This is a genomic window from Vibrio sp. R11-SG3-ISO3-SZ (genome assembly GCF_059834345.1).
Map to the genome: position 1 here is coordinate 98,060 of NZ_JCBDGX010000089.1, position 18,986 is coordinate 117,045.

The following is an 18,986-nucleotide window of genomic DNA, read 5'->3' on the forward strand; positions in this document are numbered from 1 at the left end:
GCCGATGCCTACTCGCACCATCAATCACAAGGACAAATAATGCTGGAACTAGGAATGAACCGAGAGCAATGGATGATCAGTGCTATCTTACTAGGTACGGTGTGCCTGTTTTTGCTCAGACGGTGGCGACACGATATGGTGGCTTGTGTAGGTAACGAAACAAAAAAGGGGAGCCATTCGCTCCCCAAGACAGTGTTGACGTGGTGGAATAAAAACTTAGGCCGTAGCGAACTTGTAGGTGCGGTAACCACCGAGTAGGTTGCGCGCCTTAAAGCCGTTGTTGACCAATTGACGGTAGGCCACGTTACCGCGTAACCCTACTTGACAGTAGATAACGATCTCTTTGTCTTTAGGTAGCTCGTTCATGCGGTGACGCAACTGGTCGACAGGGATGTTAATCGCACCATCGATGTAACCGACTGATTCCAACTCACCTGGGTTACGCACGTCAAGCAAGACTTGGTCCTCTGTGAGGTTGTCGATTTCATCAAAGTGAATCGCTTTGCTGTCGCCTTTGATTAGGTTGTTGGCAACAAACGCGGCTTGGTTGATGACGTCTTTTGCCGAGCCGTACGGTGGGGCGTAAGTTAATTCAAGGTGCTGCAACTGATCGACAGTCATACCTGCGCGCTGAGCTACCGCCATCACGTCAATGCGTTTATCGACGCCATCTTTACCGACCGCTTGTGCGCCCAAAATCTTGTTAGGTTTTGATGGGAGTAGAGCTGCTCTAAGGTTTCTGGATAAGTTTCAACTCAACTATAAAACGGGACAAGAGTTGGTTTACATCGAGCTGTATCTGAACTCAGAAACGAAAGATTATCTTCAATTCAGATAATATCCTGTAGTTAATGACTTGGTTTTAATTGTCCGACCAGATTTTACCAATGTTGCTAGGTAAAATCTGGGTAGGGGGCTTGTTGAAGACGAAGGGCGAAAGATTTGAAATCAAATCGGTTATGTTAAGGATTCTATTAGGTTGGTGTGGTGTAAGGGAATTGGCAACCCTGAAGCCATTATTCGGGAATTGAGCTAATATGATGATTTGGTGGCATTACATGGCCGATGAACTGAACAGCGCATTTTGAGCCGTACTACTAGGCCTGATGATGCGGATATTCCTTTTCCTGTTATTTTTGAAGGTGGCGATGATAGGCTTGTACAAATATACAACTATGATGAGCTACTTCAGGAGTCGGTGGAACAGCAACAATGTATCGTCAGTTTTCATTCGATGTTTGCTGCTGGAACCTACCTTGCGTTCAAAATGGAAGTACCCGAAAGAGTAACTGTCGATTTGAAAGTGAAATCAGAAGGCAAATTACGGTTGGAAGTTAACCAAATTAAATGTAAGAACAACAGGGAGCCTAAAGAGGAAACAAAGGCATTGGTGTATGAGTTGGTAGATCAACTGCGGCTAAATGATTCTGACATTGCGGCAATAGATTTTGCAGGTGATTTTTTATAAAAACAATGCATTAGAGTCGATCCCGAGCCAGGCTCGGAATATTTCGACATGAACTTGCTTACGTTACGTGGTAACGAGTATTGGATAATGCTGACGTAAGCTTAGACCAAATTATTTCAATGAAGGTTAACAGGACAAAAAATGAATCTAGATTTCATGAGTGACGTCATTCGAATTGAAACTGAGAACCATTTAAAAGAGCTTGTTAAAAAGCATGACGATGTATTGTTAGCAATCTCAGAGGATTGGTGCTCTGTTTGTCGGGTAATGGAAGGTACTCTGATCAATGCGGCCTTTGAGCTGAAGGGTAAGGCGGTTGTTCTGAAATCTGATGTTGAGGCTTCGAAATCCATATCTGAACGATTAGGACTAAGAAGTATTCCTGCGTATGTTGTTTTCAAAGAGGGCCAAGTGACAGAAATAATGTATGGGCGGCAGACTATTAAAGATCTAACTAACAGATGGACTTTAGTATAGAGTAGCTAGAAATAATTAGGGAAGCCGATAGGCTCCCCTAAGAATTAGCACAACTTAAGCCTTTGAGAACATGTAAGTTCTATAGCCACCAACTACATTGCGAGCGTTGTAACCATTATTTGTTAGTTGGCGACAAGCGACGTTACCACGTAACCCAACAGCGCAAAGAACAACGATTTCTTTATCCTTTGGAAGCTCGTTCATACGGTTACGAAGTTCGTCCACAGGAATATTTATTGAGCCGCGTAATGTACCGAAGTTTTCAATCTCTGCTGGTGTGCGCACATCAAGAACGATTTGATCTTCAGTCAGTGTTTCAAGCTCTTCAAACTGAATAGCCTTAATATCACCTTTCTCAATATTGTTGGCTACAAATGCAGCTTGGTTAATTACGTCTTTCGCACTACCAAACGGTGGAGCATAAGTCAGTTCAAGATGTTGAAGTTGATCGATAGTCATGCAAGCACGTTGTGCCACCGCCATGATATCAATACGCTTATCAACACCATCTTTACCCGCAGCTTGAGCACCGAGTATTTTTAAAGTATCTGGGCAGTAAAGCATCTTAAATGAAACAATTTCTGCGCCAGGGTAGTAGCTTGCATGGCTTGCAGTGTGAACATAAACCTTCTTATATGGAATACCTTCGTGTTTCAGTGTTTTTTCATTTTTACCAGTAGAAGCAATCGCTAGATCGAAAATCTTACAAATAGCAGTACCTTGAGTTCCCTGATAAGTTTCATTGCGACCAAGCATGTTATCTGCCGCCATGCGTCCCTGACGGTTAGCTGGGCCAGCAAGGGGAACAAGGGTAGGGTTGCCAGTAACGAAGTCAGCTTCTTCTATCGCATCACCTACCGCATAAATGGAAGGATCGCTTGTTTGCATGCTAGGCGTTGTCCAGATGCCGCCTAATTCACCAATTCTCAAACCAGCATCCTGGGCTAGTTTGATTTCAGGACGTACACCGATAGCCATCACAAGTACTTCTGTCTTGATCATGTCTCCGTTGCTTAAAGTTAGATTGAGGTGCCCCTGAATATGAGCATGCTCATCAGTTTCACCACTTTCTAAGTTAGGGACATGAGGCTCTTGTACATACTCTACAGCTTCTAGAGCAACGCCTAAGCGAAGGTCGACATCATGAGCTTTGATCTCAGCATGAGCAAAGCCAGCCATTTCACGATCGACTGGTGTCATTACTTGATCAGCAAGCTCAACTAATGTCGTCTTAATACCTAGCTGATGGAATGCTTCCATCATTTCTAATCCGATAAAACCACCACCTACAACTGTCGCATGTTCAGGACGGTTCATCTTTATTGTGTTAATAATTTTATCCATATCTGGGATATTCCGCAGAGAATGGGTTAGGGGATTATCAATTCCTGGGATAGGTGGAACAATTGGGCCTGCACCTGGGCTGAGCAGTAGAAAGTCATAGCTTTCAGTGTACTCAGAACCGTCTAGTACATTTTTGATAGTAACAAACTTTTTTTCTTTGTCGATGCTAACCACTTCACTCATGGTTCTTACATTAACATTAAACCGTGCAAGGAAACTTTGAGGAGTTTGAAGAAGAAGGTTAGCCCTTTCCGTGATATCTCCGCCTATATGATATGGTAATCCACAATTCGCAAACGATACGAACTCGCCTCGTTCAAACATAATGATTTCAGCATCTTCGCTTAAGCGACGAGCACGTGCCGCAGCTGATGCACCGCCAGCAACACCACCAACGATTACTATTTTTGTCATTCTTGGTTACTCCAAATCCTATAAAAAGGTAAGCAATAGACACTCCCCAAAAAGAGTGGTTTATTGTTTACTTTTCTAACGAAACAAACTCACCACGTTCCAACATGATGATTTGAGCATCCTCGCTAAGGCGACGAGCACGAGCAGCCGCAGATGCACCACCTGCAACACCGCCTACGATAACAATTTTAGTCATGGGTGACTCCGATTAGTGAAAACCAAGTTTTTTCAAAAAGAAAGCGGCAGGGCACAAACCTGTAAACGCGCTTTGAATCAAGTTAACGCCAACAAACACGGTTAGCCAAACAAAGTGGCTGCTGACGGTGAAGGTCAGGACCACCGAGAGCAGAACCATACTGCCTGCCAGTACACGAATAGCATTTTCTAACGTCATGATCGTTCTCCCTTCGAATCATTTTCGTGATGAAACCCTCGTACTATAGAACTCTAAATTAGAAAAGTCTAATGTTTATTTGCCTAATTGCAAAAATACTAAATTAGTATTGACTAAATTAGGTTAGAGTTTATTATCAAGCCATTCGTTAGAGAGCATTCCATTGCAAAATAATAGGTGTGTCATGAGTGAACAAACATTGAATCTAAGCCAAATGCAACAAAATGCGGTTGAGGCTTCTGAGCTACTCAAGGTCATGGCTCACCCAGAGCGTTTGATGGTCTTATGTCAATTGACGCAAGGCGAAGTCGGCGTTGGGGCGTTGCAAGAAGGGTCGGCACTGAGTCAATCCGCCTTCTCTCAACATCTTACTGTGCTGCGTAAGCACGGGTTAATACAGGCGCGTAAAGAGTCCCAACAGGTGTTCTACTCCTTGGCAGATGCGCGAGTGATTCAACTTATTCAGAGTTTAGAGACGATTTTTTGCGCTCGATAACACAGGGTAAACCCAACATTAATATATACAACATTTAGAGGTAAATATGGCGTTCACAGTTCCTTGGGAATCGTTAGCAGGAGGCATGTTACTTGGGGTTTCAGCCACGATTTTGTTGCTGATTAACGGAAAAATCGCGGGCATTAGCGGCATCATGACGGGGCTACTTACGCCGAAATCGAACGATTTTTCTTGGCGATTGCTTTTCGCGGTGGGCATGGTCTCGGGCGGTATTCTTGCAGCCTTGCTGTTTGTTGACGATGTGGTGACGGTCTATTCAACCAGTGCGACAGGATTGGCGCTCGCCGGTTTGCTTGTTGGAGTGGGTACACGCCTTGGCAACGGTTGCACCAGTGGGCACGGTATTTGTGGCCTTGGCCGTTTGTCTAAGCGTTCAATGGTCGCGACTGGCGTCTTTATGGGCGTGGCAGCGCTGACGGTATTTGTTCGATTCCACCTTGTATAACCCTAGGATCTTCTCATGAATAAAGTTGTTTTTCGTCTAACGTCACTGTTGGCAGGCGTGTTATTTGGCATGGGCATGGTGGTGTCGGGTATGGCAGACCCAAACAAAGTTCTGGGCTTTTTGGACATCGCGGGTCAGTGGGATCCAAGTTTGATGTTTGTGATGGGCGGCGCCTTGTTGGTGTTTATGCCGAGCTATTTTTTGTTGATTAAACCCAAGAAAAAGCCGCTCGCAGCACAGACCTTTTGCCTAGCAAAAAGTAAGCAGATTGATGGTCGATTGTTAAGCGGCGCTGCGCTGTTTGGCGTGGGTTGGGGGCTAGCCGGCGTTTGCCCAGGACCTGCAATGGCCAGTCTTGGTTTAGGTAACGTGGGCGTGTGGATCTTTTTTGCCAGCATGATGGTTGGTCTAGGGGCCACTAACCTAATGATTTGTTTTAAAAACAGCCGCAAGTCACAGTCTCAACTGGCTTAAGTTTTACACTGATACATAACCCCTCAAAAAAAGGAGCGGCGATCATGAAAAGGACATTTCAACTCTCTGTAGTCACGTCTACACTGGCCGTGAGCCTGATGGGCTTTTCTTATGTGAGCATGGCTAACCAGAATGACACCTTGTACACGGTCACACGCGCTCCGATGGCGCAGAGTGTCCATTTAGATGGCGTGATTCAACCCGTCAATCAAGGAACCGTCGCCGCTCAGACGTCTGGGCGAGTTGTGAGCCTGCACGTTGATGTCAATGATGTCGTTAAACAAGGGCAAGTGTTGCTTGAAATCAGCGCGGTGCAACAATCGGCCTCGCTCGATGCCGCCAATGCACAACTGGCTAGTGCGATTGCGCTTAATCGTGAGGCGCAAGCTCAGGTTGCCCGGTATCGTCAACTCTTCCCGAAAGGGGCGATTTCTCAAGATCAAATGGACAGCGCAGAAGCGCGTGCGCGCAGCACTGCAGCGTCAGTGAAAGCGGCGCAAGCAAGTGTCGCTCAGGCAAAAGAGTCCCTTGGCTACACCAGTATTCAAGCGCCTTATGACGGCGTGGTCACAGCGCGTCATGTCGAACTGGGTGAAACCGCTGCGCCAGGGTCGCCACTACTTAGTGGCTTCTCTTTAGATCGCCTGCGCGTTGAAACGCAAATTCCTCAGCTCTATCAACCACTTGTTAAGGATGTCTCTCAATTTGATGTGATGGCACCCAATGGCGAGCGCGTCGCGCCCACCTCCTATAACTTGTTCAGCTATGCCGACACCACGTCTCACACCTTCAAAATTCGTTTGGATTTACCCGACAGCAAAGATTTGCCTGCTAATGCGAGCGCCTTGGTGCCGGGAATGTGGGTGAAAACTGAGTTTCGCTTCGGTGAACGCGTCATACAAATGATTCCCAATGAGGCGGTAGTACGCCGAGGCGAGTTAAGTGCGGTTTACCGTCAAAGTAAAAACGGACCGGTGCTTAACCCAGTGCGTTTAGGTCAACAAGTGGGCGAGTACGTTGAGGTGCTGTCTGGGTTGGAAGAGGGAGACGCGATCTACGCGACCCTGCCCACATTAAGCCAGCAGCAATAAGGGCAGGGGGAAAGTCGCATGGAACATAAGCTAGGGATCTCAGGCCGTATTGCCGCAGCATTTCAAAACTCAGCCATGACGCCATTGTTGGCGTTGGTGGGCTTATTGATGGGCCTGTTTGCGGTTATCATCACTCCCAAAGAAGAAGAGCCGCAAATCGATGTCACCTTCGCGGATGTGTATATTCCCTTCCCCGGCGCAACGCCCGCAGAAGTGGAGAGCCTAGTCACCACACCCGCAGAACAGATCATTTCTGAAATTCAGGGTATTGATAAAATCTACTCCTTCTCGCAGCCCGATGGCGCGATGATCGTCGCGATCTTTGATGTTGGCGTTAGCCGTAACGACGCTGTCGTGCGCATTTATAATAAACTCTATTCCAATAAAGACTGGATGCCGCAGGGCGTGGGTGTCGGTGAGCCCGTCATTAAACCCAAAGGGATTGAGGATGTGCCGATCGTCAGTATCACCTTATCCAGCCCATCGGCGAAGCTCGATCAGCAGCAGTTAACTCAGGTAGCACACGGATTAGAAACTGAGCTTAAACGCATTGAAGGGACACGAGACATCTATACAGTCGGCAGTCACGAGACCATTGTTGACGTGCGTTTAGATCCTGTAAAGATGAACAGTTTTAATATCACCTTGGATCAGCTCAATCAGCATTTGCCCGCCGCGAATCAAAGCTCACCCATGCTGAGCTTGACCCATGAAAATCAACAGTTTCCAGTTCAAGTCGGCCAATTTCTTTCACGCGTTGAAGAGGTGAAACAGCTAGTGGTCGGGTTGTATAACCAAACCCCCGTCTATTTAGAAGATATTGCTACGGTTAGCTTAGGCACTAACACGCCGACGCAGCAGGTGTGGACGAGCTCAAAAGAGGGCTTGCATCCCGCAGTCACGCTCGCGGTGGCAAAAAAAAGCGGTGAGAATGCAGTCAACGTCGCGAAAGCCGTTGAAGCGCGTTTAGACGCACTTAAGAATCAACTGATTCCCGAAGGCATTAAGGTTGAAATAACACGTGACTACGGTAAAACCGCGGCGGACAAAAGCAATACGTTGATTGGCAAACTGGCGTTCGCCACGGCGGCGGTGGTGATTCTGGTCTTGCTGACCATGGGTTGGCGTGAAGCTATCGTCGTCGGAATCGCCATTGTGGTGACCTTGATGATCACGTTGTTTGCGTCTTGGGCTTGGGGATTTACCCTCAATCGCGTGTCACTGTTCGCCCTGATATTCTCAATCGGTATTTTGGTCGATGACGCGATTGTGGTGGTGGAAAACATTCACCGCCATATGTCGATGGGCAAAAAATCACTTGATGAATTGATCCCCGTCGCCGTCGATGAAGTCGGTGGACCGACCATCTTAGCAACCTTAACCGTGATCGCGGCATTGCTGCCGATGGCGTTTGTGAGCGGATTGATGGGGCCATACATGAGCCCAATTCCAATCAATGCGTCTATGGGGATGTTGATTTCACTGGCGGTCGCCTTTGTGCTCTCACCTTGGCTAGCGCATCATCTACTCAAACACGCCCATCACGAAGACGCTACCGGTGCGAGCTCATCACTGTTTCATCGCATTATGGCCCCTTTTGTCACCGCCAGAGCACAGCGTCGCAATCGTTGGTTGTTATTGTTGGCGATATTGGCGCTGATTGCTGGTTCGGTACTGCTGCCAGTGGTGCAATCGGTGGTGTTGAAGATGCTGCCTTTTGACAACAAATCCGAGTTTCAAGTAGTGCTGGATATGCCAGAGGGTGAGCCGCTAGAGCGGACGCAGCGCGTACTGTTTGAACTTGGACAAGCGCTCGAGGAGGTGCCTGAAGTCACTGGCTATCAAATCTATGCGGGTACGGCGGCGCCTATCAACTTTAATGGCTTGGTTCGTCACTACTTTATGCGCAATCAACCGAATCAAGGCGATATTCAAGTGAATTTGGTGGATAGGAAAGATCGTGACCGAGATAGCCACACCATTGCTGGTGAGGTGCGCCCAGTGCTCAATGAGATTGCATCGCGCTTTGGGGGCAAAGTTAAAGTGGTTGAAGTGCCGCCGGGGCCACCGGTTTGGTCACCGATATTGGCAGAAGTCTACGCGCCAACCGATGCCATTCGTCATCAAGCCGCACAGCAGATACGAGCAATTTTCCGTGAGACAGAGGACATCGTTGATGTTGACATGTATCTGCCCGAACATCACCAAAAATGGCAGGTGGCGATTGATCGAAGTAAGGCCGCGCATTATCAAGTGCCGTATGCGTCGATAGTCGATGCGCTGGCAACGGCGGTGGGTGGCAAGCCTGTGACTTATCTGCACAGCGAGCACAGTAAATACCCAGTGCCCATTATGATTCAAGCCAGTGAAGAGGCTAAAGTGCGCTTAGAGCAAGTGCTGAACATGAAGGTCGGCAGCCAAAATGGTCAAGCGTTTCCGCTCTCGGATCTCGTGAGCGTCAACGTGTTGCCAATGGAAGCCTATATAGTACGAAAAAACATGGTGCCTATGGTGATGGTGGTCGCCGATATGGCTGGCGAGTTGGATAGCCCGCTGTACGGCATGTTCGACTTAGTCGGTAAGTTGGATGAGGCGATGACCCTAGAGCAATACTACGTCGCGCAACCTGATGGACTTAATGGCGTGTCAGTGCGTTGGGATGGCGAGTGGACCATTACCTACGAAACCTTCCGCGATATGGGCATTGCTTATGGTGTTGGTATGATTCTGATCTACTTATTGGTAGTGGCGCAGTTTAAATCCTATTTGGTACCGCTGATCATTATGGCGCCGATTCCACTGACCATCATCGGTGTGATGCCAGGTCATGCATTGCTCGGCGCGCAATTTACCGCGACCTCTATGATTGGCATGATTGCGCTAGCAGGCATCATCGTACGTAATTCGATACTCTTGGTGGACTTTATTAATCAACAGGTCGAAGAGGGCGTTGAGTTTGCAGAAGCGGTGATTCAATCGGCGGCGGTTCGCGCTAAACCCATCATGTTAACCGCACTGGCTGCGATGATTGGCGCGGTGTTCATTCTCGATGACCCGATTTTTAATGGTCTCGCCATTAGTTTGATTTTCGGGATCTTCGTTTCTACCATCTTAACGTTGTTGGTGATCCCCGTGCTGTACTACGTTGCGATGAAACATCGCTTTGCTCGCTAACGACTATTTAAAGCCAAGGGGATAACCAAAATTAGTCGATAATGCGAGTGACCATCGGACAATGATCGCTAAGACGATATTGGAAGAGGTCACTCGTTTTATAGGTGACTTGATAAGGCATGGCCAGAGTAAGCGATGGGCTGGCGATGACATGGTCAATTAGGCTGCGAAACTTATGGGTTTTATTCGCTTGTTTGTTAGAGCGCACGACGCATTGCGCTGCGGTACGATCGCTCGCCAATTGCGCTTTGGTGCCCTCTGTCAAGGTGCGCCAAAGCCAGTCGCCTTTAAACGCTAGATTATGGTTAAAGTCGCCCATGATGAGGTAAGCCTCTTGGTTTGCTTCACGTTCACTGATCCACGCGTTTAAGCTCTCACCTTGAGTGTAAAGAAGGCGACAATCTCGATTATCACGATACGCGCCGCTGCAACCGGCTTTTAAATGCACCGAAAGAAGGTGCAGGGGTTGATGGCCTTGCGGGTTAAGCACCAGATAAGCGGCAAAGCGCAGTCGGCTGCGAGCTTGGTCCACCAGTATGATGTCGTCACGTTGAACGACCTCTATACCCGCTCTCACCGCAAACCCTGTATATTGGTTAATCGCACCAAACTGGGCGTCTTGATGGCGCTCTAACGAGCGATCCGACAACCAGATTTGATAGCCCGAACCCACAACGCTGCGCAGCGCTTGTTCATCATTGACCTCTTGAAAGGCGAGCACGTCGGGATCGATTTGGGCAAAATAACGACCTAAAGCGTCGAAATCTTGCGCAGAACGCAGTGACGCTTCAAAGCGATCGCTAGGGTCAGAGCTAAGCCACTCAATATTCCAACTGGCTAACGTCAGAGCATGACTTGAGCCGATGGAACCAACCAAGGCGACAAGTAGCACGTAAGCTCTGAGTGAGAGAAAAGAGGCGGTCCAATCGCGCATTGTTAGCGTCACCCTATCCATGAATTTGACTCATCCTTTATCCTATAAGTGCTCTGAAAATTGCAAGCGAATTTATCTCAAATCTGAATGTTTTCATCGTTTCCTTCCTAATTTTGATCGGTGCCACTAGAACGCTTTGATCTTACGCTAGGGGCGTTTTTTATTGATCAAAATCAATACTTTCATGGTGCCTATCTCGTTAAATACGCCACAATATATAGTATTGATCGAATAGAAATTAACCCTATATAGTGTGTTTGTGGATAACTCTGTGAGTATGCTGGGTAAGGAGAAAAGGTGAAACCAATCGTAATCAAACGGGATGGCTCAAGAGCGCCATTTAGCCGAGATCGTATACAAGCCGCAGTGGAAGCCGCCGCCGATACCGTTGATAAAGAAATTGCCATCTACGCACTCAATGTCGCGTTAGCGATCGAGCTGCAATTATGCGATCACGATGAAGTCCACATCCATGAAATCCAAACCCTAGTTGAAAACGAGTTGATGCAGGGGCCGTATAAGTCACTCGCGCGTGCTTACATTGAGTACCGCCATGACCGTGACATCGCGCGTGAAAAACAAAGTGCACTGACGCGTGAAATTGAAGGTCTGATTGAAGAGAGCAATGTTGATCTCATCAACGAAAACGCCAACAAAGATGGCAAGGTGATCCCAACTCAGCGCGATCTTTTGGCAGGCATTGTTGCGAAGCACTACGCGAAAACCCACATTTTACCCCGTGATGTTGTTCAAGCTCATGAATCGGGCGACATTCACTACCACGATTTAGATTACGCGCCGTTCTTCCCAATGTTCAACTGCATGCTAATTGACCTGCAAGGCATGCTGACCCACGGTTTTAAAATGGGTAACGCAGAGATTGATACACCGAAATCGATCTCGACGGCGACCGCAGTTACGGCGCAAATCATCGCGCAGGTTGCTAGCCATATCTACGGCGGCACCACCATCAACCGTATTGATGAGGTGCTCGAACCGTACGTGATGACGAGTTATGACAAGCACCTAGAGATCGCCAAAGAGTGGGATATTCATGATCCTGAGGCGTTTGCGCGTGCGCGCACTGAAAAAGAGTGTTATGACGCTTTCCAATCGTTGGAATATGAAGTGAACACCCTGCACACCGCCAATGGGCAAACACCGTTTGTCACCTTTGGTTTTGGTTTAGGCACCAGTTGGGGCTCACGCCTTATCCAACAATCCATCTTGAAAAATCGTATTGCCGGATTGGGTAAAAACCGCAAAACAGCAGTGTTCCCAAAATTGGTATTTGGTATTAAAGATGGCTTAAACCACAAAGCGGGCGATCCGAACTACGACATCAAGCAATTGGCGTTGGAATGTGCATCGAAGCGTATGTATCCCGACATCTTGAATTACGAAAAAGTCGTCGAAGTGACTGGGTCATTTAAAACGCCGATGGGTTGCCGTAGCTTCTTGGGCACCTATGAAGAAAATGGCGAGCTGATTCATGAAGGGCGCAATAACTTGGGGGTTGTGAGCCTCAACTTGCCACGCATCGCTATTCAAGCGGGCGGCGATGAGAGCAAATTCTACCAACTGCTGGATGCCAAGCTGAAACTGGCACGCCGTGCGTTGGAAACACGCATCTCACGTTTAGAGAATGTCAAAGCGCGCGTCGCACCTATCCTCTATATGGAAGGGGCATGTGGCATCCGACTAGGTGCCGATGAGCCAATTGCGAACATCTTCAAAAACGGTCGTGCCTCGATTTCACTTGGTTACATTGGTATCCACGAGACAGTGAATGCGCTCTTTGGCCATCAAACCCATGTGTACGATAACAGTGAACTGCGTGAAAAAGCGCTTAACATCATTAAGCATCTTAAACAAGCAGTGAATCAGTGGACACAAGAGTCTGGCTACGGTTACAGCTTATACGGCACACCAAGTGAAAACTTGTGCAGCCGTTTCTGCCGAATCGATACCAAAGAGTACGGTGTGATTGAAGGGGTGACGGACAAAGGCTACTACACCAACAGCTTCCACCTTGATGTGGAGAAAAAGGTTAACCCGTACGATAAAATTGATTTTGAAATGCCATACCCTGAGATCTCAAGCGGTGGATTCATCTGCTACGGTGAGTTCCCGAATATGCAGCGCAACGTCGAAGCGCTCGAAAACGTCTGGGATTACAGCTACAGCCGCGTGCCTTACTACGGCACCAACACGCCGATTGACGAGTGTTATGAGTGTGGCTACAACGGGGAGTTCGACTGTACCAGCAAAGGCTTTACCTGCCCAAGCTGTGGCAACCACGACTCGACCAAAGTATCAGTGACGCGCCGCGTGTGTGGTTATCTTGGTAGCCCAGACGCCAGACCTTTCAACTTCGGCAAGCAAGAAGAAGTAAAACGACGCGTTAAGCATCTGTAAGTGGCCACCTAGACAAGCTGATAAGAAGCCAGTTTGACTGGCTTCTTTTGTCCTCTGTTTTGTTTCGTGTTTAGTTAGCGGCTTTTGTTTTGGAAAGAGCGATGAATTATCACCAATATTACCCCGTCGATGTGGTCAATGGCCCTGGCACGCGATGCACCTTGTTTGTCTCAGGTTGCGTGCATCAGTGTCGAGGCTGCTACAATCAGTCTACTCAGCGTTTGGACTCAGGAGTGTTGTTCACTCAAGAAGCGGAAGATAGAATCATCGCTGATCTTAACGATCCACGTATCAAGCGCCGAGGGTTATCGCTGTCCGGTGGGGATCCGCTCCACCCTGCTAACGTGCCGCAAATCCTTAAGTTGGTCAAACGCGTACGCGCCGAGTGCCCGGGAAAAGACATCTGGGTCTGGACGGGGTATTCCCTAGCAGAGCTTGATGATGCGCAGCGTGAAGTGACGCAGTACATTGATACCTTAATCGATGGCAAATACATTCAAGAGCAGCGCGATCTTAATCTTGAATGGCGGGGTAGCGCGAATCAAATCATCCACACGTTCAAATTGCAGTAATACCTTGGGGTAGGGCTCATTGTTAACTGTATGTGAAAATTTACAAAAGCAATCGATGAAATTGAACTATCGCTCACAAAATAGTTTCTAGAAAGTAGGATTAAATGATAAGTTGTCAGCCATCTTGAATTTCAAAGGGTTGTGACTTTCATGTTTTCTCAATTACCAGCACCTATGCTGGATCCGATTCTTTCTCTCTCTGTTGCGTACCGCAACGATCCTCGTGATGAAAAAGTAGACCTTGGCATTGGCGTTTATAAAAACAGCGCAGGTGAAACCCCTGTAATGCAAGCCATTAAACAAGCCCAAGATATTGTCGTCGCGACGCAAACCACCAAATCTTACGTTGGCCTTGCGGGCTGTGAGCAGTTTAACCAGTCGATGATTGATCTGCTGTTGACGGGCACATCGGCAATGGATCGCGTGTCTGCTATTCAAACCCCAGGTGCTAGCGGTGCTCTGCGTATGCTGGGTGACTTGATGAAGGTGGCGCAGCCAAATACAACAATATGGATTTCTAATCCAAGTTATGTGAACCACAAACCTGTGATGGAAGCGGCGGGGCTGAAAGTACGTCACTACCGCTATTTTAGCCGTGACACTAAGCAAGTCGACGTTGATGCGATGATGGCGGATCTGCGCACCGCTGGAAAAGATGACGTCGTGTTATTGCACGGCTGTTGCCATAACCCAACGGGTGCTGACATCGATTTTGACGCATGGCAGGCCATCACCCAGCTGTCGCAGAAAAATGGTTTTACCCCGTTTGTCGATATCGCTTATCAAGGTTTTGGCGATGGGTTAGAGGAAGACGCGAAAGGTCTTCGCTACATGGCAGACAACGTGGAAGAGATGTTGATCACCACGTCATGCTCGAAAAACTTTGGCCTATACCGTGAGCGCACGGGAGCGGCGATTGTGGTTGCAAACACTAAGCAGGAAGCGGACAACGCCAAAGGCAAGTTGATGACCCTCGCGCGTTCCACTTACACCATGCCGCCTGATCATGGCGCGGCGCTAGTGAAAACCATTTTGGGCAGTGACGCGCTGACCCAAGTCTGGAAACAAGAGCTGTCACAGATGCAACAACGTTTGGTTAGCCTACGCAAAGCATTGTGTGATGAACTGAAAAATAGCCACGGAACATCACAATTCGACTTTATTCAGAGCCACAAAGGCATGTTCACTGTGCTAGGCTTTAGCCAAGAGCAAATGACGCAACTTCGTGAAGAATATGGCATTTATGGCGTAGGCGATGGTCGAATTAACATTGCCGGTTTGACGGAAAAAGACATCCCATACGTTGCCAACGCTATCGTTCGTGTCGCGTAAAGACATCTGCGTATTGAAAACTCGCGAGTGCCGCTCAAGATGAGCGGCCATGTTGACAAGATTAGGTGGTCCAATGAATAAAACATGGAAAATCGTCCTGCCGTTACTATTGAGTGGTGGATTGGTGGCGTGTTCAACGACGGGTGAATCAGTGGTTGAGCCTGAGCAAACGCCACAAACGCAGGAGCCGGAAGTGACAACGCCAGAGGTGACGTCACCAGACACCTCGGAGCCAGAGCCGACTGCACCACAAGAGCCTGAGGTCAAACCTGAGCCTAAACCGGAAAAACCAGTGGCACCTAAGCCGACAGAATCGCCGAAGAAAACGGCGGATGGTAAGTTGATGCTTGGTGAACAAGAGTGGGTGTATGTGCCCGGACTAGAAGCGAGCTTTAAAGCGCGTATCGATACTGGGGCGACAACGTCATCAATCAGTGCGGTAGAGGTGTTGCCGTTTGAGCGTGACGGAAAGGATTGGGTCAAGTTCAAAATTGAACACGAGGGTGTAAAAAGCAGAGAAATTGCTTTGCCTGTTCAGCGCTGGGTGAAAATTCGCCAATCAACTTCTGAAGAGTCTGAAAAGCGCGCAGTGGTTGAGGGCTGGATTCAAATCGGTGATGTGAAGGAAAAAACAGAGTTCACATTAGCCGACAGAACGCACTTGACCTACCCAATACTTCTTGGTCGTAGCTTCTTTAAAGACATTGCCGTTGTCGATGTCAGCCGTACGTTTATTCAAGACAAACACAAGTAAAACGCTATGTTTGTCAGCTGAAAAAAAGCCGCTTAGCGGCTTTTTTTATGGATTATCACAAGAGACTCGGTTAGATGACCTTGCCTTAGTCAATGGCCAGCAATTCAACGTCAAAAATGAGTGTCGCTGCGGGTGGGATAGGGCCAGTGCCGCTTTTTCCGTACGCCAATGCGCTTGGAATAAACAGTCTTACTTTGTCACCGACGTTCATGTAAGTCAGTCCTTCTTGCCACCCTTTGATCACTTGACCAAGTTTAAAGCTGATAGGCTCTCCACGGTCGACAGAGCTGTCGAAGACCGTGCCGTCAATCAAACTACCGTGGTAGTGCACTTTTACTGTGCTTGCCACGGTAGGGAATACCGTCCCGTCACCTTTGGTGAGTACTTGGTATTGAAGACCACTGTCGGTGGTGATAACGCCTTCTTTTTGGCCATTCTCAGCCAAAAATGCCTCGCCAGCAGCAAGATTAGCTTCGGCCGCTTTGCTATTCGTCCAAGTACGATAGACAAAAAACACCGCGAGAACCACGATAACGATAGGAATGATAATTTTAGACATAGTAACGTCCTGACAGAGTTAAGGTTGAGCAAGTAAGAATTGGATCGTATTGGCAATGTCGGCAATATCGCTGTGGGCAGAGGTAAGGATGCGATACTTGCCTTTGACGATGAACATTGGCACCGCATTGATCTGCCCTTGAGTGGTCATCTCATGCGCGCGTTCGATCTTTTTAAACAGCTGACTTTGCTGATCATTATCGAGATTGTAAGGGCTGGTTAAGTTGCGAGTTTCAAACGCCGCATCAATCGCTTGTTTCTTGTCATCTAACGATGCGCCATCCCCCATTTGCGCAGCGGCAAACAGTTCCGTCATCATTGCGTGATCCGGTGTATGACCAAGTTGCATTTGCGCGGAGTAGTAAATCATCGCACCCACTTGTGCGCTTTCATTGAACGTGACGTGCACCTTGCCAAACGACTGGCCGACCAATTGTTCAAGTTCAGGTAGCGCCTCTTCCATTTTACGACAGTGACTACAATGTAGAGAGAACACTTCAATAACGGGCTCCACTCGGAAGGTGGAGAGGTTAACGGGGAGTGGTTCGTAGTGTTTGCCTTCGGTGGGTTCGGTTGACTCACTGCATCCGGCTAAGCCAAATGTCAGTATGACGAGTGTCAGAGTAAGGAGTTTGTTCATTATGACTATCTCTGTATGCGCAGGCTTATCGTTCAACGTGACACCAACTCGATTTAACTCATTGGTTTATCGTTGAATTCGCGCTGAGCGTGGAATGAGTTTCGATTCTACTATCGATAAGCCTTGATTCACAAGCTAAGTAGGTGGAGTCGCGACCACCCTTAAAGTCTGTAGGGTGGTAAGAAATATGCGTTTGGTCACGAGAGAAGCGCTAAAGTTCGTGCAAAATGGTCGATATAAAGAGAGTGTTGAGAAGTAACGAGTGATGACGACCATGACAAAATACATTTTGCCTCTACTGTTACTCCTGTCTGGATGCAGTGCCTCTATTCCCAAGGAGTTTGCTCGACTAGGCGGAGATATGTTGGATACCGCTCCGCAAAGCGACTCTGAATTGCGTTATCCAGATTGGGGTAATCCGCCGATGTTATCATCAAACGCTGGTGTACAAGGCCCGATGGGGCAACAGCGCACTCAAAGCTATGGGGACTTACAGAGCTTTTTAGTCAGCAATGGTGTCGATTACGAAATTCTTCCGGGGAATCATGTGATGGTCAAACTTAAAGATACGATCAAGTTCCGCACTGGCTCATCGAACTTATCACCGGATTCTTTATATTGGGTCGATATGGTGGGGCGTTACTTATCGAAACAGCCCGACATCGACATCGTGATTGACGGGCACGCCGATAGTACAGGCAATGCCTCTTTCAATGATCAACTCTCTGTCAAGCGAGCACAAGCCGTAAAAGCGCAACTGGCGCGCAACAACGTATCCATGAACTCTATTTTCACGCGCGGCTATGGAGAACATGTGCCAGCCTGTAGTAATAACACCCCGTCTGGCAAAGCCTGCAATCGACGCGTGGAAGTCCTCTTTATCGTTTCGAATAACTAGCGGGTGATAGCCACCATACGTTATCTCACACTGACCAACCATGAGCCTGACGTTTGTCAGGCTTTTTGTTCGTTCGAAAGTTCTTCTTAGGCCTCTGAGTTGCAATTGTGGCTTGCTCTCCGCGATTTCAGCAACAATCTGGCGATAACTTTCTAACATTTTGTGTTCGAACGCTCATTTGTGGCGGTCGATGCTTTTCTGTGTTCTTGCTTTGTGCACAATGACCTCATAAGACAAAAAGAAAGTAAAGGACCCTACTATGACGGAGCAAAAGTACATCGTCGCTCTCGATCAAGGCACGACGAGCTCAAGAACGGTGGTACTCGACCACGATGCCAATATTGTCAGTGTCTCCCAACGTGAATTCACTCAGATTTACCCGCATGGCGGCTGGGTAGAGCACGACCCGATGGAGATCTATGCCACGCAAAGCTCAACATTGATTGAAGCGCTGACCCAAAGCGGTATTCGCAGCGACCAGGTGGCGGCGATCGGTATCACTAACCAGCGTGAAACCACTATTGTCTGGAACAAAGAGACGGGGAAACCGATTTATAACGCGATTGTTTGGCAGTGTCGTCGCACCGCGAAGATTTGTGAGCAGTTACAAGAGCGTGGATTGTCGGATTACATTCGTGATACCACAGGGCTTTTGCTTGACCCTTACTTCTCGGGCACTAAGGTGAAATGGATTCTCGACAACGTCGAAGGCGCACGTCAACTGGCGCAACAGGGAAAACTGCTGTTTGGTACGGTGGATACCTGGCTCGTGTGGAAAATGACACAGGGTCGAGTGCATGCAACCGACTATACCAACGCCTCACGTACCTTGTTGTTTAACATCAACACCCTAGAGTGGGATCAGCGCATGCTCGACGAATTGGACATCCCGCGTTCCATGATGCCGGAAGTGAAAAATTCGTCAGCGTTGTTTGGTCAAACGAACATCGGCGGCAAAGGCGGTACGCGAATTCCGATTGCTGGGATCGCAGGCGACCAGCAAGCTGCGTTGTTTGGCCAGATGTGTGTGAGTGCGGGCCAAGCGAAAAATACTTACGGCACGGGCTGCTTCTTGTTGATGA

At 48.1% G+C, this 18,986-nt stretch carries 19 protein-coding genes and 1 pseudogene; 13 read left to right on the forward strand and 7 right to left on the reverse strand.

The features are described 5' to 3' along the window. Positions 1 to 216: 216 nt before the first annotated feature. Positions 217 to 702, reverse strand: a pseudogene (locus tag AC6R1O_RS11600) (rhodanese-like domain-containing protein); the annotation flags it as partial. A gap of 382 nt (positions 703 to 1,084) precedes the next feature. Between AC6R1O_RS11600 and AC6R1O_RS11605 the strand changes: the two are divergent. After that, positions 1,085 to 1,468 carry a hypothetical protein gene (locus AC6R1O_RS11605; RefSeq protein ID WP_500637649.1) on the forward strand — a complete coding sequence of 128 codons (384 nt, stop codon included), beginning with the start codon at positions 1,085 to 1,087 and terminating at the stop codon, positions 1,466 to 1,468. A gap of 156 nt (positions 1,469 to 1,624) precedes the next feature. Further along, the gene (locus AC6R1O_RS11610; RefSeq protein ID WP_500657079.1) at positions 1,625 to 1,945 is read left to right on the forward strand and encodes a thioredoxin family protein; all 321 of its coding nucleotides are present in this window, start codon (positions 1,625 to 1,627) and stop codon (positions 1,943 to 1,945) included. 54 nt (positions 1,946 to 1,999) lie between these two features. Here AC6R1O_RS11610 and AC6R1O_RS11615 read toward each other — a convergent pair whose 3' ends face one another. The 3 genes from AC6R1O_RS11615 to AC6R1O_RS11625 form a co-directional block, all read right to left on the reverse strand. After that, positions 2,000 to 3,703 carry an FAD-dependent oxidoreductase gene (locus AC6R1O_RS11615; protein ID WP_500637647.1) on the reverse strand — a complete coding sequence of 568 codons (1,704 nt, stop codon included), beginning with the start codon at positions 3,701 to 3,703 and terminating at the stop codon, positions 2,000 to 2,002. Positions 3,704 to 3,770: 67 nt separating this feature from the next. After that, positions 3,771 to 3,899 (reverse strand): hypothetical protein, encoded by a 129-nt coding sequence (locus tag AC6R1O_RS11620; RefSeq protein WP_500637729.1) that lies wholly within the window; start codon positions 3,897 to 3,899, stop codon positions 3,771 to 3,773. Positions 3,900 to 3,911: 12 nt separating this feature from the next. Further along, a complete protein-coding gene (locus AC6R1O_RS11625) occupies positions 3,912 to 4,097 on the reverse strand; it encodes a YgaP family membrane protein (RefSeq protein ID WP_334551801.1) in 186 nt (61 codons plus the stop codon). Between the two features lie 184 nt (positions 4,098 to 4,281). On the opposite strand from AC6R1O_RS11625, the gene AC6R1O_RS11630 reads away from it, so the two are divergent. Genes AC6R1O_RS11630 through AC6R1O_RS11650 form a run of 5 tightly spaced genes read left to right on the forward strand, consistent with a single transcriptional unit; the run spans position 4,282 to position 9,798 of the window. Continuing rightward, complete coding sequence (locus tag AC6R1O_RS11630; RefSeq protein ID WP_500631956.1) at positions 4,282 to 4,593, forward strand: metalloregulator ArsR/SmtB family transcription factor; 312 nt, start codon at positions 4,282 to 4,284, stop codon at positions 4,591 to 4,593. Between the two features lie 46 nt (positions 4,594 to 4,639). After that, on the forward strand, positions 4,640 to 5,059 hold the full coding sequence (locus AC6R1O_RS11635) for a YeeE/YedE family protein (RefSeq protein ID WP_500631955.1): 420 nt from the start codon (positions 4,640 to 4,642) through the stop codon (positions 5,057 to 5,059). A gap of 15 nt (positions 5,060 to 5,074) precedes the next feature. Then, complete coding sequence (locus AC6R1O_RS11640; RefSeq protein ID WP_487902882.1) at positions 5,075 to 5,533, forward strand: DUF6691 family protein; 459 nt, start codon at positions 5,075 to 5,077, stop codon at positions 5,531 to 5,533. A gap of 44 nt (positions 5,534 to 5,577) precedes the next feature. Continuing rightward, on the forward strand, positions 5,578 to 6,624 hold the full coding sequence (locus AC6R1O_RS11645; protein ID WP_500657080.1) for an efflux RND transporter periplasmic adaptor subunit: 1,047 nt from the start codon (positions 5,578 to 5,580) through the stop codon (positions 6,622 to 6,624). A gap of 18 nt (positions 6,625 to 6,642) precedes the next feature. Beyond that, positions 6,643 to 9,798, forward strand: coding sequence for an efflux RND transporter permease subunit (locus AC6R1O_RS11650; RefSeq protein ID WP_500637645.1), 3,156 nt, complete (start codon positions 6,643 to 6,645; stop codon positions 9,796 to 9,798). Positions 9,799 to 9,829: 31 nt separating this feature from the next. Here the strand turns inward: AC6R1O_RS11650 and AC6R1O_RS11655 are convergent, their stop codons facing one another. Further along, entirely contained in the window at positions 9,830 to 10,732 is a 903-nt protein-coding gene (locus AC6R1O_RS11655; RefSeq protein WP_500631344.1) for an endonuclease/exonuclease/phosphatase family protein, read from the reverse strand. A gap of 297 nt (positions 10,733 to 11,029) precedes the next feature. On the opposite strand from AC6R1O_RS11655, the gene nrdD reads away from it, so the two are divergent. From nrdD to AC6R1O_RS11675, 4 genes are all read left to right on the forward strand, one after another. Then, positions 11,030 to 13,150 carry an anaerobic ribonucleoside-triphosphate reductase gene (gene nrdD, locus AC6R1O_RS11660; RefSeq protein ID WP_500631343.1) on the forward strand — a complete coding sequence of 707 codons (2,121 nt, stop codon included), beginning with the start codon at positions 11,030 to 11,032 and terminating at the stop codon, positions 13,148 to 13,150. A 101-nt stretch (positions 13,151 to 13,251) separates the two neighbouring features. Then, positions 13,252 to 13,722, forward strand: coding sequence for an anaerobic ribonucleoside-triphosphate reductase-activating protein (nrdG, locus tag AC6R1O_RS11665; protein ID WP_500631342.1), 471 nt, complete (start codon positions 13,252 to 13,254; stop codon positions 13,720 to 13,722). 150 nt (positions 13,723 to 13,872) lie between these two features. Continuing rightward, positions 13,873 to 15,054, forward strand: coding sequence for an amino acid aminotransferase (locus tag AC6R1O_RS11670; RefSeq protein WP_500637644.1), 1,182 nt, complete (start codon positions 13,873 to 13,875; stop codon positions 15,052 to 15,054). Between the two features lie 73 nt (positions 15,055 to 15,127). Continuing rightward, positions 15,128 to 15,808 carry a putative ATP-dependent zinc protease gene (locus AC6R1O_RS11675; protein WP_334551810.1) on the forward strand — a complete coding sequence of 227 codons (681 nt, stop codon included), beginning with the start codon at positions 15,128 to 15,130 and terminating at the stop codon, positions 15,806 to 15,808. Between the two features lie 85 nt (positions 15,809 to 15,893). On the opposite strand, the gene bamJ is transcribed toward AC6R1O_RS11675, so the two are convergent. After that, on the reverse strand, positions 15,894 to 16,367 hold the full coding sequence (gene bamJ, locus AC6R1O_RS11680) for a BamJ family beta-barrel-assembly machinery protein (protein WP_500631339.1): 474 nt from the start codon (positions 16,365 to 16,367) through the stop codon (positions 15,894 to 15,896). 18 nt (positions 16,368 to 16,385) lie between these two features. Next, positions 16,386 to 17,006: a thiol:disulfide interchange protein DsbA/DsbL gene (locus tag AC6R1O_RS11685; RefSeq protein ID WP_500628310.1), complete on the reverse strand. Its 621-nt coding sequence runs from the start codon at positions 17,004 to 17,006 to the stop codon at positions 16,386 to 16,388. 274 nt (positions 17,007 to 17,280) lie between these two features. Between AC6R1O_RS11685 and AC6R1O_RS11690 the strand changes: the two genes are divergently transcribed. Beyond that, a complete protein-coding gene (locus tag AC6R1O_RS11690) occupies positions 17,281 to 17,904 on the forward strand; it encodes an OmpA family protein (RefSeq protein ID WP_500631338.1) in 624 nt (207 codons plus the stop codon). Between the two features lie 259 nt (positions 17,905 to 18,163). Next, on the forward strand, positions 18,164 to 18,986 hold an 823-nt coding region (locus tag AC6R1O_RS11695; protein WP_500657081.1), incomplete at its 3' end, for an FGGY family carbohydrate kinase.

Coding starts and splice junctions, on each gene's coding strand:
- AC6R1O_RS11610 (WP_500657079.1), top strand. CDS start 1,625: ATGAGTGACGTCATTCGAATTGAAACTGAGAACCATTTAAAAGAGCTT.
- AC6R1O_RS11615 (WP_500637647.1), bottom strand. CDS start 3,703: ATGACAAAAATAGTAATCGTTGGTGGTGTTGCTGGCGGTGCATCAGCT.
- AC6R1O_RS11620 (WP_500637729.1), bottom strand. CDS start 3,899: ATGACTAAAATTGTTATCGTAGGCGGTGTTGCAGGTGGTGCATCTGCG.
- AC6R1O_RS11625 (WP_334551801.1), bottom strand. CDS start 4,097: ATGACGTTAGAAAATGCTATTCGTGTACTGGCAGGCAGTATGGTTCTG.
- AC6R1O_RS11630 (WP_500631956.1), top strand. CDS start 4,282: ATGAGTGAACAAACATTGAATCTAAGCCAAATGCAACAAAATGCGGTT.
- AC6R1O_RS11635 (WP_500631955.1), top strand. CDS start 4,640: ATGGCGTTCACAGTTCCTTGGGAATCGTTAGCAGGAGGCATGTTACTT.
- AC6R1O_RS11640 (WP_487902882.1), top strand. CDS start 5,075: ATGAATAAAGTTGTTTTTCGTCTAACGTCACTGTTGGCAGGCGTGTTA.
- AC6R1O_RS11645 (WP_500657080.1), top strand. CDS start 5,578: ATGAAAAGGACATTTCAACTCTCTGTAGTCACGTCTACACTGGCCGTG.
- AC6R1O_RS11650 (WP_500637645.1), top strand. CDS start 6,643: ATGGAACATAAGCTAGGGATCTCAGGCCGTATTGCCGCAGCATTTCAA.
- AC6R1O_RS11655 (WP_500631344.1), bottom strand. CDS start 10,732: ATGCGCGATTGGACCGCCTCTTTTCTCTCACTCAGAGCTTACGTGCTA.
- nrdG (WP_500631342.1), top strand. CDS start 13,252: ATGAATTATCACCAATATTACCCCGTCGATGTGGTCAATGGCCCTGGC.
- AC6R1O_RS11670 (WP_500637644.1), top strand. CDS start 13,873: ATGTTTTCTCAATTACCAGCACCTATGCTGGATCCGATTCTTTCTCTC.
- AC6R1O_RS11675 (WP_334551810.1), top strand. CDS start 15,128: ATGAATAAAACATGGAAAATCGTCCTGCCGTTACTATTGAGTGGTGGA.
- bamJ (WP_500631339.1), bottom strand. CDS start 16,367: ATGTCTAAAATTATCATTCCTATCGTTATCGTGGTTCTCGCGGTGTTT.
- AC6R1O_RS11685 (WP_500628310.1), bottom strand. CDS start 17,006: ATGAACAAACTCCTTACTCTGACACTCGTCATACTGACATTTGGCTTA.
- AC6R1O_RS11690 (WP_500631338.1), top strand. CDS start 17,281: ATGACAAAATACATTTTGCCTCTACTGTTACTCCTGTCTGGATGCAGT.